This is a genomic window from Staphylococcus sp. IVB6214 (assembly GCF_025558585.1).
Taxonomy (GTDB): domain Bacteria; phylum Bacillota; class Bacilli; order Staphylococcales; family Staphylococcaceae; genus Staphylococcus.
The window spans coordinates 1,762,597-1,777,421 of record NZ_CP094723.1 but is presented as its reverse complement, the minus strand read 5'-3'; the positions used below and the strand labels follow the sequence as shown (position 1 = coordinate 1,777,421).

The following is a 14,825-nucleotide window of genomic DNA, read 5'->3' as shown; positions in this document are numbered from 1 at the left end:
TTAGGAGGGCATAGTATGAACATTATTTTAATGGGATTACCTGGTGCTGGTAAAGGGACACAAGCGAGTGAAATAGTTAAAAAATATCCAATCCCTCACATTTCAACAGGGGATATGTTCAGAAAAGCGATTAAAGACGAAACTGAACTAGGTAAAGAAGCTAAATCATACATGGATCGCGGTGAACTTGTACCAGATGAAGTTACAGTAGGAATTGTAAAAGAACGCATTTCAGAAGATGATGCTAAAAAAGGATTCTTACTAGATGGATTTCCTCGAACAATTGAACAAGCAGAAGCGCTTAATTCAATTTTAGAAGAACTAGGTAGAGAAATCGACGCAGTTGTTAACATCGAGGTTCCTGAAGAAGAGTTGATGAATCGTCTTACTGGACGTCGCATTTGTGAAACATGTGGGACAACATATCATCTTGTTTTCAATCCTCCTAAGGTTGAAGGTGTTTGTGATCTTGATGGCGGTAAGCTTTACCAACGTGAAGATGACAACCCAGAAACAGTTGCGAATCGTTTAAACGTCAATATCAAACAATCTAAACCGATTTTAGACTTTTATGGTCAACAAGGTGTGTTGAAAAATATTGACGGATCTAAACAAATCGATGCTGTTTCAGAGGATGTAATCCAAATTTTAGAATCACTTAAATAGAACGACTTGGATGCAATTCGCTTTTAAGAAGTCGTTAGTAATAAATTAGTTGAAACAAATTATGTGACATTAATGATAATGATGATTTTGAAGTGAAATCCAGGCTACTATAATCGAGTTGATATTCTAGAATCCTTACAACTGAAAAGGAGGAGTTAATCAATGGCGAAACAAGACGTAATCGAACTTGAAGGTACAGTACTTGATACTTTACCAAATGCAATGTTTAAAGTAGAATTAGAAAATGGCCATGAGATTCTTGCACATGTAAGTGGTAAGATTCGCATGAACTATATTCGTATTCTACCTGGCGATAAAGTAACAGTTGAAATGTCTCCGTATGATTTAACACGCGGCAGAATCACATATCGTTATAAATAATTGTCACTCCATCATTGAAGGAGGTATAAAAAATGAAAGTAAGACCATCAGTGAAACCTATTTGCGAAAAATGTAAAGTCATTAAACGTAAAGGTAAAGTAATGGTAATTTGTGAAAACCCTAAACACAAACAAAAACAAGGTTAATTAAAAGAGAGGTGTAAATATAATGGCACGTATTGCAGGAATTGATATCCCACGTGATAAGCGCGTAGTAATTTCATTAACATATGTCTACGGTATCGGTAAAGCAACAGCACAAAAAATTCTTTCAGAAGCGAATGTTTCAGAAGATACACGTGTAAAAGATTTAACTGATGATGAGTTAGGTCGTATTCGTGAAGTTGTTGATGGTTATAAAGTTGAAGGTGACTTACGCCGTGAAACTAACTTAAACATCAAACGTTTAATGGAAATCTCATCATACCGTGGTATCCGCCACCGTCGTGGTTTACCAGTAAATGGTCAAAAAACAAAAAACAATGCGCGTACGCGTAAAGGCCCAGTTAAAACTGTTGCTAACAAGAAAAAATAATAGGTAAAGGAGGCAAATAGTACTATGGCACGTAAACAAGTATCACGTAAACGTAGAGTGAAAAAGAATATTGAAAATGGTGTAGCACATATCCGTTCTACATTTAACAATACAATTGTAACTATTACAGATGAATTTGGTAATGCTTTATCATGGTCATCTGCAGGTGCGCTTGGTTTTAAAGGTTCTAAAAAATCTACACCATTCGCAGCACAAATGGCTTCAGAAACAGCTTCAAAAGCTGCAATGGAACACGGTTTAAAATCAGTTGAAGTAACTGTAAAAGGACCTGGACCAGGTCGTGAATCAGCGATCCGTGCTTTACAATCAGCTGGTTTAGAAGTAACAGCTATTAAAGACGTTACTCCAGTACCTCACAATGGTTGCCGTCCACCAAAACGTCGTCGCGTATAATTTTAAATTTACTTTGTCACACGGTTAAAAAATTTATATTTTATACAAATCGACGTATTTAAGGAGGATATGTAAATGATTGAAATTGAGAAACCTAGAATTGAAACAATTGAAGTTAGTGATGATGCTAAGTTCGGTAAGTTCGTTGTTGAACCACTAGAACGTGGTTACGGTACTACACTAGGAAACTCCTTACGTCGTATCCTACTATCATCATTACCAGGTGCGGCTGTGAAATATATCGAAATCGAAGGTGTTTTACACGAATTCTCAGCAATCGATAACGTTGTAGAAGATGTATCAACGATTGTAATGAATATTAAAAAGCTAGCGCTTAAAATTTATTCAGAAGAAGAGAAAACACTAGAAATCGATGTTAAAGAAGAAGGCGAAGTCACTGCAAAAGATATCACACATGACAGTGATGTTGAGATCTTGAATCCAGACCTTAAAATTGCAACAGTTTCTAAAGGTGGTCACTTCAAACTACGCTTAGTTGCAAACAAAGGACGCGGATACGCTTTAGCAGACCAAAATAACTCAAGCGATATGCCAATCGGTGTTATCCCTGTTGATTCTTTATACTCACCAGTTGAGCGTGTGAACTATACAGTTGAAAATACACGTGTTGGTCAAAGTTCAGACTTTGATAAGTTAACTTTAGATGTATGGACAGATGGTTCAATCACACCACAAGAATCAGTTTCTTTAGCTGCGAAAATTATGACTGAGCATTTGAACATCTTTGTTGGTTTAACTGATGAAGCGCAAAATGCAGAAATCATGATTGAAAAAGAAGAAGATCAAAAAGAAAAAGTACTTGAAATGTCTATTGAAGAATTAGACTTATCTGTACGTTCTTATAACTGTCTGAAACGTGCGGGTATCAACTCAGTACAAGAACTCGCTGACAAATCAGAGGCTGATATGATGAAAGTTCGTAACTTAGGTCGAAAGTCTCTTGAAGAAGTAAAACACAAATTAGAAGACTTAGGTTTAGGCCTAAGAAAAGAAGATTGATAAAGGAGGTTAACTCATGGGTTACAGAAAATTAGGTCGTACGTCAGATCAACGTAAAGCAATGTTACGCGATTTAGCAACTTCATTAATCGTTAACGAACGTATCGAAACTACTGAAGCGCGTGCGAAAGAACTTCGCAGTGTTGTTGAAAAATTGATTACTTTAGGTAAAAAAGGTGATTTAGCTTCTCGTCGTAATGCAGCTAAAACATTACGTAACGTTGAAATCTTAAACGAAGATGAAACAACACAAACAGCTTTACAAAAATTATTCGGTGAAATCGCTGAACGTTACCAAGAACGTCAAGGTGGTTACACTCGTATCGTTAAAGTTGCACCTCGTAAAGGTGACGGCGCTTTAACAGTAATTATCGAATTAGTATAATCAATACACACTACTACATTTAAAGCAAATGAGTGCAACGATAATGTTTGCCACATACAGATATTGTCTAGCTCAGAGCATCCCATCCAACTAAATATTGAAGATATAGCGTGATCTCAATAGGATGGGGTGCGCGCTTTTTTATGCATATACTTAGTATCATCGTATAAGACCTGCCATTGTGCGGGTCTTATTTGTGTTGACGTGTATTCTAAGGTTGTACAGTCGTCAACTTTTTAGGTAAAATGAAATGGTATGTTATTGTAACTGATATGACACAATTAGATTAAATATTAAACCACCAGTGCAAGTATAGAGATACATTTTATTTCATCAATTAAGGGAGTGAATCGTATGTCCAAAGAACCATTATTACAAGTACAAAATGTTTCATTCCGTTATGATGAAGAGACTGAACAGATATTAAATGATGTTAGCTTTACTGTGAATAAAGGTGACTGGGTTTCTATTGTCGGCCATAACGGCTCTGGTAAGTCTACATTGGCAAAACTCATTGCTGGTGTAGAGAGTACATTTGATGGAGATATTAAAATTGAAGAAGAATCGATCAAGGATATTTCATTGTCGGCATTTCACCATCACATTGGCTTTGTATTTCAAAACCCTGACAATCAATTTGTCGGTTCAACTGTAAAATATGATGTCGCATTCGGTCTTGAAAATAAGTGCATCCCTTATGACGAAATGCATCACATTGTCTCACAAGTTTTGAAAGATGTTGATATGAAAGATAAACAAAACCATGAACCCACGTCGTTATCAGGCGGTCAAAAGCAACGTGTGGCCATTGCAGGAGTTCTCGCTTTACAACCCAAGCTAATCATATTGGATGAAGCGACATCAATGCTGGATCCTGAAGGTAAAAAAGAGATTATGTCGATGATTCAATATCTTAATCAAGAACAAGGGATGACTGTACTTTCAATTACACATGATTTATCTGAAGTTGTCACATCAGATAAGGTCCTTGTGTTAAATAAAGGAACTGTCGTGTTGTCCGGTACGGTTGATGATATATTTGCCCATGCAGATACTTTGTTGGCATATGGTCTTGATATGCCCTTTGAGATGCGCATGGCACGATTATTAGATTTGGAAAAAGGTTTTTTAACTTATAATGAATTATTGGAGTGTTTGACATGATTGTATTTGAAGATGTTTCGTATACTTATCAGCAGCGTACGCCGTATGAATTTCAAGCACTCAATCTTGTGACAACGACATTTGAACAGGGGCGGTATTATGCGATTATCGGCAAAACGGGTTCTGGTAAGTCAACACTGATACAACATTTGAACGGCCTTCTCAAGCCGAGTCGTGGCAAATTACAAATATTAGATGTGCCTGTTACACGAAAAACCAAAGATAAAACATTACAAAAAGTGAGAAAACGCATTGGTATGGTGTTTCAATTTCCTGAATCTCAATTGTTTGAGCAAACGGTGGAACATGAGATATTGTTTGGCCCCAAAAACTTTGGTTTAGACTTAACGAAAGCACGTCAAAAAGCAGTGTCATTATTAGAGAAGCTCAATCTAGATGCAGAGGAAATGATGAAACAGTCTCCTTTTTTACTCTCAGGTGGGCAGATGCGCAAAGTTGCACTTGTTGCAATTCTTGCGATGGATCCAGATATCCTCGTCTTAGATGAACCGACGGCTGGTTTAGACCCTAAGAGTAAAAGACAAGTGATGCAATTATTTAAAGAAATACAAGTTAAAGAGCACAAGACCATTATCCTTGTAACCCATGATATGAACGATGTAGCAGCATATGCAGATGAAGTGAAAGTAATGTCAAAAGGGCGTGTGATGAGTAGCCAAACACCTGAGCAGCTATTTAGAGATACTGCGTACGTACAATCATTGCATCTTGACTTACCAGACATTGTTCAGCTACAACGAGATTTAGAAGATCGATTGCACATACAATTTGATAGACTTGCGATGACAGAAGCGCAATTTGCGGAGATGTATAAAGCGTGGAGGGACGAACATGAAAGATAAGTTGATTATTGGTCGTTATTTACCCTTGGATTCTGTATTACATCGTCTAGATCCACGTAGTAAGTTTTTGTTTGTTTTTTTATTTATTGTTGTTACCTTCTTCAGTCATGATTGGCTCGCTTATATATGGCTTGGCTTCGTTCTATACATTTTTTTAAGATTAGGACGTATCCCACTGTGGTTTTTACTAAAAGGATTGTTACCGCTGTTTGTTTTTTTAAGTTTAACGTTGTTAATGCATTTATTTTTAACAAAAGGTGGAACACGATTATTTGAGTGGGGGATTATTTCAATTGACTCACATGGCTTGCAAGAAGGGGTGTTGATTGTTTTACGATTATCATATATCATGATTATTTCAACAATCTTAACATTGACGACGAGTCCACTCGATTTGACAGATGCATTTGATCGGTTGTTCAAGCCGTTGAGATACTTGAAAATACCTGTATCAGCATTAAGCATGATGATGGCAATTGCCTTGCGTTTTATTCCAACACTGATGGAAGAACTCGATAAGATTATTAATGCACAAAAATCACGAGGCGCTGCATTTGCGAGTGGTTCCTTAATATCGAGAATTAAAGCATTTATTCCACTATTTATCCCGTTATTCATTTCAGCATTTCAGCGTGCAGAAGAACTCGCTATTGCGATGGAAGTACGTGGTTATGATGCCAATGCAGAACGTACAAGTTATCGACGCCTTGAATGGCAATTACAAGATACAATCGCGTTATTATGTATTATCCCGATTACGATTGTCTCTTTGACAATTCGTTATATTATATAGAGAGGATTTAAAGTGATGCCAAGAGTATTAGTGAAAATCAGTTATCATGGGGGACAGTTTTTAGGCTTTCAAATTCAAAATCAAGGGCGCACAGTTCAAGGGTATTTTGAGAAAATACTAAAGCGTATGCATAAGCAACCTGTACGCATCCACCCGTCGAGTCGTACAGATCGTGGTGTGCATGCACAAGAACAGTATTTTCATTTTGATACAGAGTTGAATATTGAACCATCAAAATGGCAATATGCGATGAATAGAAGCCTACCTGACGACATCTATGTTCATGATGTACAGTTTGTTGATGACAACTTTCATTGCCGCTATGACTGTGTAGGCAAGACCTATCGCTATTCAGTGTATCAAGCAGAACATCGCAATCCTTTCTTATCACAATTGAAGACGTTTGAATCGAGTTCATTGGATATTGCAGCGATGAATGAAGCAGCACAACATTTTATTGGGACACATGACTTTACATCATTTTGTTCTCAAAAAACAGAAGTTGAAAGTAAAGAGCGCACGATATACGAAAGTCATGTAGAACAAACAGCAGATGGAATAGACTTTGTCATTACAGGGTCTGGTTTCCTATATAATATGGTACGTGTTATCATGGCCTATATATTGGAAGTAGGGAAAGGAAAGCGAGAAGCAACAGATGTGCCCAAACTACTCGAAGCAAAGGATCGTAATCTTGTCCCACATACAGCACCAGCAGAAGGACTTTATTTACAAAAGGTATATTTAAGTCCGGAAGCGTTACAAGAGGATTTTGGAGAAGAAATTAAAATTCATTATAAAAAATCAACGCAAAATTCTTAAAAGCAATTGACATTTGGGCTTATAAATTATATCATAGTTAACGGTATTGTTTTATATCCACCCCACGATAAGCCCCGGAAACTTATTGTGTTACAAGATATAGAAGCAGGAAGAGAACAGTCAACGGATTCAAAATCGTTTTCTGATTGAAATTAAAAAGAAACATCTATTTTTAGGAGGACTCAATTATGCGTCAAACATTCATGGCTAACGAATCAAACATTGAACGCAAATGGTACGTTATTGATGCTGAAGGACAAACATTAGGTCGTTTATCATCAGAAGTAGCGTCTATCTTACGCGGTAAAAATAAAGTAACTTATACACCACACGTTGATACAGGTGACTATGTCATCATCATCAACGCTTCAAAAATCCAATTCACTGGTAAAAAAGAAACTGACAAAATTTACTACCGTCACTCAAATCACCCAGGTGGTTTAAAATCAATCACTGCTGGTGAATTAAGAGCAACAAACCCAGAACGTTTATTAGAAAAATCAATCAAAGGTATGTTACCAAGTTCACGTTTAGGTGAAAAACAAGGTAAAAAATTATTTGTCTATGGTGGCGCTGAACATCCACACGCTGCACAACAACCAGAAAACTACGAGTTACGTGGTTAATTAGAAGGAGGAAATTACATTGGCACAAGTTGAATATAAAGGCACAGGCCGTCGTAAACACTCAGTAGCACGTGTACGTTTAGTACCAGGTGAAGGTAACATCACAGTTAACGGTAAAGATGTACGTGACTACTTACCATTCGAATCATTAATCTTAGACTTAAACCAACCATTCGATGTTACTGAAACTAAAGGTAACTATGACGTTTTAGTTAACGTTCACGGTGGTGGTTTCACTGGACAAGCACAAGCTATCCGTCACGGTATCGCACGTGCATTATTAGAAGCAGATCCTGAGTACAGAGGTTCATTAAAACGCGCTGGTCTCTTAACACGTGACCCACGTATGAAAGAACGTAAAAAACCAGGTCTTAAAGCTGCACGTCGTTCACCACAATTCTCAAAACGTTAATATCGTTTTATGCAAGCACTTTCCAATGTTATGTTGGAGAGTGCTTTTTTGTGCGACCGGCATTGCTAATAACTTGATGGTGAAAGTCTGTTGTAGGTTTGGTAGTAAGAATTGTTAGCGAAAGACAAGGGTGCCCATTGAGAAGGGGAATCTGAAGGGAGTCGGACGCAAACACTTGTACTGACGAACTGAAATATTATATAAGACTATGTGGAATGGACGAGTCTGCCATACAAGACAAAGCCCTATACTATCCGAGTTCAATAAAGTAAATGATGCAGTGAGATTTGTGAAAAGTAATAATTTATATATGGGTAAGTCGCATCAGCTACCTAAAAGTCGTAGTAACAGCGAATGATGAGAAGTCAGCAAAGGTCATAGTAGGTAGAAATACTGAAGGACTGAACAATAGTCATACAAAGTAAATAACAGTTATAGGTTTTACAATGTCACAGCATTTAGAATTCTAAAAAGTCTACATTTATCTCAAATCTATATTTTCAAATTGGTAGTGACAACTGGTGAGAAAAAGCAAAAGTTATAACCCTTATAGATTAATACTCTTTTGAGTTTCAAACTATAAGGGTTTGTTTTAATTTTATATTAATTTTTCTGCTTCAATAATTTTGATACCCCGTTTAAACTTAGGAAAATTATGACTAGTGTGATCCCCCAACTCATTCGAGTAGCCAATAATAGATTGTCTGACCACAAATTTATGCATGTTGAAGCAATAGCTGAACCAATTGAAATCGATACATTTTGTATCATTCTTTGTAAAGCTCCAGTACTTCCTTGTAGTTCTATTGGACTTTCTTGCATAATGTTTGCGATATTAGCAGGTTGAAAGTATCCTCCTCCAATACCATAAGTAAATAGACCTAATGTTAAGAATAAATATGGCAAATTAGGAGATAGAATTAAAAGAAAAACTAAAGAAAGCAGAATTATTTTTAAACCAAAATGGCTAAATAATGTGTTTTTACTCCCATCATTAAGTTTACCGGTTATTTTTGAGAATAGAATTAAACCTGCAGGTGCTCCTAAAACAAGTAATCTTATTTGTTCTATATTTAAATGATATATTTGCTGAAATATAAATGGAGGAATTAAAAATATTACTGCAGATGCAAAACCAAAGGCAAAAGTTTGAAAAAGATAATTAATCAACTTTGGATTGTTTTTCAAATTTACAATATCAACTAATGCATTTCTATTGTTGGATTCAACGTGATAAAATGCAGTCCCAAGCAACAAACTTAATAATATTAATAATATACTAACTACTAGGAATTGATGTTTGTTTAATAAAAATAGCCCTATTAATAGAAAAACTAGCATTTGAGTATTTAAGAAAAAACCAAGATAATCAAATGGTCGCTGACTAGTTTTCTCAGACAATCTGTTTATTAAATACTGATTACATATTATTGCAATAATTGTAAATGGAATATTTATCCAGAAAATAAAATTCCATAGATTTAAAGAAATTAATATGCCACGTAAGAATGGCCCCAAGACAGGACCTAAACCAATCATAACTCCTAAAATGCTAATTGCGTTATTTTGGCGCTTTTCAGAAACTAAAGTTGTAATTAAGGCAGCTGAAGTAGCTTGTAAAGCTGCGGCTCCTATACCTTGAAAGATTCTACCTACAATAAGCCAATGAATACTATCAGCAAAACCACAAATTAATGAACTTATTCCAAAGATAATAAATCCTAAATAAGAAATTTTTAATTTTCCATAGCTATCACTTAATATGCCTAAAGGTAAAATAGAGACAGCTAATGCTAAAGTATAACCACTTATGGTGAAAGATATAATATCAGTTGTTGTTTGAAAATGACCTTTCAAAAAAGATATTGCCACATTAATAATACCTGTATCAAGCGTCGATAATAGCATTCCCGTACCAGCAATAATTATTATCAGCAAATCCTGTAGCTTTCTATTCATGAACTTAATTCCTTATGATTTTCAGGGATGAAGTATAATTTACCATCTTTTAAATGGTACATAATACCTTTAGACATAGGAGACCAAGAAACTGCATTAATCTTTATTTTTTTAGTATCAAGATCCAAAAAGGCTGATTCAGGGGCACAGGCTCTTAAAATTGATAATGCTTCGTTCACTTTAATATTATGATCAATTAGCATATCACTCTCGGTGGGTTTACTAAAGTAATCTCTTTCAAGAATATTTTGAGGGTACGATTTTATTGATTGTTGCACAATATCATTGAGTACTTCATCAAGTAAATCTATAGATTTCTCAAAAAGTTTATCACGAATTTCACGAGTTGTTTCATTTCCTGTGAGTTTAATTGGTAATTGTTTTACAATATCACCACCATCTATTACGGGCACAACTTTAATACAAGTTACACCACTTTCTTTCTCTCCTTTTTTAGCCATCCAAAAAAACGGAGAAAGCCCAGCGTATTTAGGTAGCAGACTTGGATGGAAATTCAGAGTATCATATTTTGGTAATTTTATGAGATTTGGCGATAAAATCATTTGATAATTAGCTATTAAAAGATAATCAGGAGAATGCATTTTTAAACTTTCATAAAGGGAATCGGTTTTAATGTTATCTGGACGATAAACAGGAATATTTTTAGAAAAAGCAAATTTTTCTAAGTCAACAGTATCGGATTCTCCAATATAATACGAACAGAGTTTACCTTTAGGTGTGGTTACTAAGGCCGTTATTTCAAAGTTATTATTATAATAAATTCGTTTAAAAAAAGACATCCCAAATTTTGAATTTACTTCAGAAAAAAGGATGATATTAAATTTTTGATTCATCGGTCCACCACTTTCCTTCGTGAATTTCAGTTGACCAGCTTAAGGTATCAAAGTAGACGTAGCCTGGTTGAACGGGAATGCTGGCTGAATCTGGTAATTGGTCAATACCTATTATTTCTTGTGACAGGCGTTCTGCTAATACACCTTCGGCAACGGGAGGACATGCCGCAAAAATTGGCATTCTTTCCAAATCAACAAACCAATGATCCAGAGTTTTACGGCTTGGATAATTGGGCATTTTAGGAATAATTCTTTCCATTAGGCGATGAATAACTTCAGGAGATAAAGGTGAGTTTTCATTAATTCCATATACGTCTTCAATTGTCATGGACTCTTTAGTATATTTAAAAATATAAGTACCATGAGCTACTGTTGGAACTTTAAAAATGAATTTTGCTTTATCTGAATTTCTAAAGGCACGATGTAATGCGTACCGATTTGCAATTTCATAAAAGTCCATTTGATCTAAAATATAATCACAGTCTTCTACAAAATTTTTAGCCGTTTTTGGAGTAATTCCTTCAGGGTAAACAGCAATATTTACATCATGATTTAAGGCATATGTCATTTCAGCTACAACTTCAGCTTTATTTTTACCTAAATGTTCTAAATCCGCACCCATCTGTCTATTCATATTAGAAACATCGAAAGTGTCAGGATCAGCCAGTTTTAGATTTCTTACTCCGAGTCTAACGAGTCTTTGTGCTAGTTGACCACCAATTCCACCAGTCCCGGCAATTCCTATAACAGCATTCTTTAGTTTTTCTTGTCTTTCTTTTTGTTCTGTTTCAGTATTTCCAAGCCAACCTAGACTTCTATTAACTCGTTCCCAGTACATTTCTTCATTGGACTTGGCAGTGTAAAGTAAGTGTTTAGTGTCGCGAATCATAATATAAAACCTCTTTTCTAGAAATTATAAGTATGATACAATGAATCGTCTTTATTATCAAACGATTCTGAAAATATCGAATCGTAAAGTGGAGGTACCTAAATGCCTATTACTATTGAATTTAGTAAATATGCTCTTAAAACAGATGAAATTTTGATACAAAGAATACAATTTGTGTATTCTCCTTTAAATGAACTTTTTAGAAGTTTGCATGTCTTATTAAACCCTCGTCATCATGGTACAAATATAGATTGGGTTATTAAGATACAAGATAAATTAACAGATGAATTTTATGAAAATCTACATTATTTCAACTTATTTTATGAACTGGGTGTTTCTCCTATTTTACTTTGTAATTTTCGTTATCATTCAATGGATATTGAGGAAGAGATATGGAATTTAAAGAATTTTCTTATTAACTATCCTACCAATCAATTAATTGAAGATTTAGTAAAAACAATTAAGGATAGAGAAAGCTCCTTTATCCCAACGCTAGCAAAAGGGTTAGAATGGAAAGATTTTACTCTCGATAAGAGCAATGAATTATTTAATGATTTAGAAAGAGATGCATCAAAAGCTTATAGTAGACTCTTTACATTTATAGACTGGTATCGAAAAGAAATTTTTGATAAAACTTGGGAAGAAAAATCAATTAAACAGAAACTTTTAAAGGAAATACAAAGGCAGTCATTATATTTAAGAGAAAAAGGTTTTGCAGAGATGTTCAACCATTCACAAATTGATAGAATTCATTGGCGTCAAGGAAAATTAATTATTATTAAACCGTTCGACCAAAAAATCCAGTTGCAAGATAGTGATTCTATCATGTTGTTACCTAGTTATTTTGTTTGGCCTCATTTATTTGTAGAAAATTTTGAGCAAGGACTTGCTATTACTTATGATATTACAGGACAGAATAGTTACTATAATTCTACACCAGAAAATTTAATTATAATTTTTAAGGCACTGAGTGATCCTATACGTTTGCAGATTATGAATTATATTATTGATAAACCGAGTACAACTCAATCTTTAGCGCAAATTTTTTTAATGAGTAATTCAAGTATTTCTAGACACTTACAAATTTTAAAAGAAGCCAAATTATTAAAAACAAAGAAAGTGAAGAAATATGTTTTATATGAGGCTACACAGTTAGTTACTGAACTTATGCCAAACTTTTATGAGTTTTTAAAAAAATAAAATTCACCGAAAAAGAATTATAAAAAAGAAAATAACTAATCATACTAAAAGCACTCATTTCATAAAGAGAAGTGAGTGCTTTGTTATGCCTATAAGGACTTGGTAAAGGTAGACATCGTGTGAATGTGGATCTGGTGTAATGCTTTCTTAGCGATATCATCTGTAATGTCATCATTGCTGAGCCATTCAAAAATAAATCCAGTCAGACTGGCAGCAAGATAGGCTGTATATAGTTTTTTTATAGCAGTATTTTCTTGTTGAGAGATGGATGATGTTTCGTCATAAACAGCAGTCTCAATATTTTCGCAAAATTGTTTGAAGAATAGCCCATTATCATTTTTTGCGAATACCGTCATCATTCGTTTATTGTCTAAGACACTATTTATAATCGCTTCTATATATGAAAGATAAAGCTTTGTATCAATTTGTTTCGCATGATTGACGTGTGATTTGAATGCTGCAGACATTTTGTCTAAAAGTGTGTTAACCATTGATTCATGCAAATGGTCTTTTGATGTGTAATGTAAATAAAATGTATTACGGCTACATAGTGCATACTCACAAATTTTTTTAATTGTAATCTCTTTACATGGCAGTGTTTCTAGTAAAGTTAAATAACTGTGGTGAAGATTCCATTCTGTTTTTTTATAACGTAAATCATTTTTATTCATTCTAAAACACCTTTTTTTGAGATATAGGACATTATAACATGTTTATGTGAAATAAATAACATTATAGCTTTGAATAACCATTGTTTTGTGATTTGATGCACAATACAATGACCTTATTAAATGACAGTAGAAAAGGTGATTATTTTGAAAAATCGTGTAACAGAAGTATTAGGAATTGAAAAACCCATTATACAAGGACCAATGTTCTGGTTAACGAGTGGTAAGTTTGTTGGTGCAATCAGTAAGACAGGGGCTTTAGGTGTATTAGGCTTTAATGCGGGACAAACTGAAACGTCGGAAACGCTAGAAAAATCAGTTGAAAATATGCGTAAAGAAATTGAAATTGCAAGATCGATTACAAGTAACCCAATCGGAATGAATGTGAGTCCATCACCAGAAGTTGAAGAAGTTTCACAAGCAATGTTTGATCTCATGGTAGAAACGGGTGTTGAAGTTGCAGTTATGGTAGGTGTATTTGATAAAGAATGGACAAAACATTACCATGATAACGGTATAAAAGTTATCTTCCGTCCGCATACACCGACAGTAGAAAATGTTGAAGAAGCAATTCAAGGCGGGGCAGATGTCATTGTAGCAACTGGATTTGACGAAGGGGGAACAGTACCTGATCGTGTCATTGGTACGTTCTCAATTATTCCACTTATTGTAGATGCAGTGAATGGACGTGTGCCAGTGCTTGGTGCGGGTGGTATTGCAGATGAACGTACAGCAAAAGCAGCTATGGTATTGGGTGCAGAAGGTATCTATGTCGGTAGTGCTTTCTTAATGGCTGAAGAGTCAAATATGGCGCAAAATATTAAAGAACAAGTTAAAGAGGTCAATGCAACAGATATGCTGATGTACAACGATTATAGTTCTTACTATCGTTCAATTCCGGGTGAATTACCAAATAAACTCCAAGAGATGAGCGATAATGGGGCAACGAAACAAGAAATTTTTGAAAAGCATTATGGTTACAAAGGTATGCGTAATGGTATGGTATTTGGTGATTTAACGAAAGGTTATGCATCATTTGGTCTCGGTATCTCATTTATGAATGAAATTGAGCCGGCAGCAGCAATTGTAGATCGTTTTATGCGTGGAATCGAATCATAAACGAATTAGCACTTTCCAAGTCATTTGATTGGAAGGTGCTATTTTTATCATTATAA

Annotated in this window: 19 protein-coding genes; 15 read left to right on the top strand and 4 right to left on the bottom strand. The window is 34.9% G+C overall.

The features are described 5' to 3' along the window. Positions 1-15: 15 nt before the first annotated feature. The 13 genes from MUA51_RS08780 to rpsI all read left to right on the top strand — a co-directional run bounded on the left by MUA51_RS08780 (position 16) and on the right by rpsI (position 8,080). Positions 16-666, top strand: coding sequence for an adenylate kinase (locus MUA51_RS08780; protein WP_095117605.1), 651 nt, complete (start codon positions 16-18; stop codon positions 664-666). Between the two features lie 162 nt (positions 667-828). After that, entirely contained in the window at positions 829-1,047 is a 219-nt protein-coding gene (gene infA, locus MUA51_RS08775; RefSeq protein ID WP_001118443.1) for a translation initiation factor IF-1, read from the top strand. A 32-nt stretch (positions 1,048-1,079) separates the two neighbouring features. Continuing rightward, positions 1,080-1,193, top strand: coding sequence for a 50S ribosomal protein L36 (gene rpmJ, locus MUA51_RS08770; protein WP_002509257.1), 114 nt, complete (start codon positions 1,080-1,082; stop codon positions 1,191-1,193). Between the two features lie 22 nt (positions 1,194-1,215). Then, positions 1,216-1,581, top strand: coding sequence for a 30S ribosomal protein S13 (gene rpsM, locus MUA51_RS08765; RefSeq protein WP_095117604.1), 366 nt, complete (start codon positions 1,216-1,218; stop codon positions 1,579-1,581). 24 nt (positions 1,582-1,605) lie between these two features. After that, complete coding sequence (gene rpsK, locus MUA51_RS08760) at positions 1,606-1,995, top strand: 30S ribosomal protein S11 (protein ID WP_014613235.1); 390 nt, start codon at positions 1,606-1,608, stop codon at positions 1,993-1,995. Between the two features lie 75 nt (positions 1,996-2,070). Then, complete coding sequence (locus MUA51_RS08755) at positions 2,071-3,015, top strand: DNA-directed RNA polymerase subunit alpha (protein ID WP_095117603.1); 945 nt, start codon at positions 2,071-2,073, stop codon at positions 3,013-3,015. Between the two features lie 16 nt (positions 3,016-3,031). Next, entirely contained in the window at positions 3,032-3,400 is a 369-nt protein-coding gene (rplQ, locus tag MUA51_RS08750; RefSeq protein WP_037567144.1) for a 50S ribosomal protein L17, read from the top strand. Between the two features lie 354 nt (positions 3,401-3,754). Next, on the top strand, positions 3,755-4,564 hold the full coding sequence (locus MUA51_RS08745; protein WP_262559416.1) for an energy-coupling factor transporter ATPase: 810 nt from the start codon (positions 3,755-3,757) through the stop codon (positions 4,562-4,564). Next, positions 4,561-5,427 carry an energy-coupling factor transporter ATPase gene (locus tag MUA51_RS08740; protein ID WP_262559415.1) on the top strand — a complete coding sequence of 289 codons (867 nt, stop codon included), beginning with the start codon at positions 4,561-4,563 and terminating at the stop codon, positions 5,425-5,427. Before MUA51_RS08745 ends, MUA51_RS08740 begins: the two co-directional genes overlap by 4 nt. Further along, the gene (locus MUA51_RS08735) at positions 5,417-6,220 is read left to right on the top strand and encodes an energy-coupling factor transporter transmembrane component T family protein (RefSeq protein ID WP_262559414.1); all 804 of its coding nucleotides are present in this window, start codon (positions 5,417-5,419) and stop codon (positions 6,218-6,220) included. The genes MUA51_RS08740 and MUA51_RS08735 overlap by 11 nt, the downstream gene beginning before the upstream one ends. Positions 6,221-6,235: 15 nt before the next feature. Next, positions 6,236-7,042, top strand: coding sequence for a tRNA pseudouridine(38-40) synthase TruA (gene truA, locus MUA51_RS08730; RefSeq protein ID WP_262559413.1), 807 nt, complete (start codon positions 6,236-6,238; stop codon positions 7,040-7,042). Between the two features lie 188 nt (positions 7,043-7,230). Continuing rightward, entirely contained in the window at positions 7,231-7,668 is a 438-nt protein-coding gene (gene rplM, locus MUA51_RS08725; RefSeq protein WP_095117598.1) for a 50S ribosomal protein L13, read from the top strand. Positions 7,669-7,687: 19 nt separating this feature from the next. Continuing rightward, positions 7,688-8,080, top strand: coding sequence for a 30S ribosomal protein S9 (gene rpsI / locus MUA51_RS08720; protein ID WP_229709397.1), 393 nt, complete (start codon positions 7,688-7,690; stop codon positions 8,078-8,080). Positions 8,081-8,683: 603 nt separating this feature from the next. Here the strand turns inward: rpsI and MUA51_RS08715 are convergent. From MUA51_RS08715 to MUA51_RS08705, 3 genes are read right to left on the bottom strand one after another with little or no spacing between them, the layout of a single operon-like run. Beyond that, positions 8,684-10,039 (bottom strand): MFS transporter, encoded by a 1,356-nt coding sequence (locus MUA51_RS08715; protein ID WP_262559412.1) that lies wholly within the window; start codon positions 10,037-10,039, stop codon positions 8,684-8,686. Beyond that, positions 10,036-10,893, bottom strand: a complete 858-nt coding sequence (locus tag MUA51_RS08710) for a methionyl-tRNA formyltransferase (RefSeq protein WP_262559410.1) — start codon at positions 10,891-10,893, stop codon at positions 10,036-10,038. Before MUA51_RS08710 ends, MUA51_RS08715 begins: the two co-directional genes overlap by 4 nt. Next, positions 10,877-11,782, bottom strand: coding sequence for a ThiF family adenylyltransferase (locus MUA51_RS08705; protein WP_262559409.1), 906 nt, complete (start codon positions 11,780-11,782; stop codon positions 10,877-10,879). Before MUA51_RS08705 ends, MUA51_RS08710 begins: the two co-directional genes overlap by 17 nt. 102 nt (positions 11,783-11,884) lie before the next feature. Between MUA51_RS08705 and MUA51_RS08700 the strand changes: the two genes are divergently transcribed. After that, entirely contained in the window at positions 11,885-12,982 is a 1,098-nt protein-coding gene (locus tag MUA51_RS08700) for an ArsR/SmtB family transcription factor (RefSeq protein ID WP_262559408.1), read from the top strand. Positions 12,983-13,071: 89 nt separating this feature from the next. On the opposite strand, the gene MUA51_RS08695 is transcribed toward MUA51_RS08700, so the two are convergent. Next, a complete protein-coding gene (locus tag MUA51_RS08695; protein ID WP_262559407.1) occupies positions 13,072-13,653 on the bottom strand; it encodes a TetR/AcrR family transcriptional regulator in 582 nt (193 codons plus the stop codon). Between the two features lie 120 nt (positions 13,654-13,773). On the opposite strand from MUA51_RS08695, the gene MUA51_RS08690 reads away from it, so the two are divergent. Then, complete coding sequence (locus MUA51_RS08690; RefSeq protein ID WP_262559406.1) at positions 13,774-14,769, top strand: NAD(P)H-dependent flavin oxidoreductase; 996 nt, start codon at positions 13,774-13,776, stop codon at positions 14,767-14,769. The last annotated feature ends 56 nt before the right edge of the window (positions 14,770-14,825 follow it).

Coding starts and splice junctions, on each gene's coding strand:
- MUA51_RS08700 (WP_262559408.1), top strand. CDS start 11,885: ATGCCTATTACTATTGAATTTAGTAAATATGCTCTTAAAACAGATGAA.
- rplM (WP_095117598.1), top strand. CDS start 7,231: ATGCGTCAAACATTCATGGCTAACGAATCAAACATTGAACGCAAATGG.
- rpsK (WP_014613235.1), top strand. CDS start 1,606: ATGGCACGTAAACAAGTATCACGTAAACGTAGAGTGAAAAAGAATATT.
- MUA51_RS08740 (WP_262559415.1), top strand. CDS start 4,561: ATGATTGTATTTGAAGATGTTTCGTATACTTATCAGCAGCGTACGCCG.
- infA (WP_001118443.1), top strand. CDS start 829: ATGGCGAAACAAGACGTAATCGAACTTGAAGGTACAGTACTTGATACT.
- MUA51_RS08745 (WP_262559416.1), top strand. CDS start 3,755: ATGTCCAAAGAACCATTATTACAAGTACAAAATGTTTCATTCCGTTAT.
- MUA51_RS08715 (WP_262559412.1), bottom strand. CDS start 10,039: ATGAATAGAAAGCTACAGGATTTGCTGATAATAATTATTGCTGGTACG.
- truA (WP_262559413.1), top strand. CDS start 6,236: ATGCCAAGAGTATTAGTGAAAATCAGTTATCATGGGGGACAGTTTTTA.
- MUA51_RS08710 (WP_262559410.1), bottom strand. CDS start 10,893: ATGAATCAAAAATTTAATATCATCCTTTTTTCTGAAGTAAATTCAAAA.
- rpmJ (WP_002509257.1), top strand. CDS start 1,080: ATGAAAGTAAGACCATCAGTGAAACCTATTTGCGAAAAATGTAAAGTC.
- rpsM (WP_095117604.1), top strand. CDS start 1,216: ATGGCACGTATTGCAGGAATTGATATCCCACGTGATAAGCGCGTAGTA.
- rplQ (WP_037567144.1), top strand. CDS start 3,032: ATGGGTTACAGAAAATTAGGTCGTACGTCAGATCAACGTAAAGCAATG.
- MUA51_RS08735 (WP_262559414.1), top strand. CDS start 5,417: ATGAAAGATAAGTTGATTATTGGTCGTTATTTACCCTTGGATTCTGTA.
- MUA51_RS08690 (WP_262559406.1), top strand. CDS start 13,774: ATGACAGTAGAAAAGGTGATTATTTTGAAAAATCGTGTAACAGAAGTA.
- MUA51_RS08705 (WP_262559409.1), bottom strand. CDS start 11,782: ATGATTCGCGACACTAAACACTTACTTTACACTGCCAAGTCCAATGAA.
- MUA51_RS08755 (WP_095117603.1), top strand. CDS start 2,071: ATGATTGAAATTGAGAAACCTAGAATTGAAACAATTGAAGTTAGTGAT.
- MUA51_RS08780 (WP_095117605.1), top strand. CDS start 16: ATGAACATTATTTTAATGGGATTACCTGGTGCTGGTAAAGGGACACAA.
- MUA51_RS08695 (WP_262559407.1), bottom strand. CDS start 13,653: ATGAATAAAAATGATTTACGTTATAAAAAAACAGAATGGAATCTTCAC.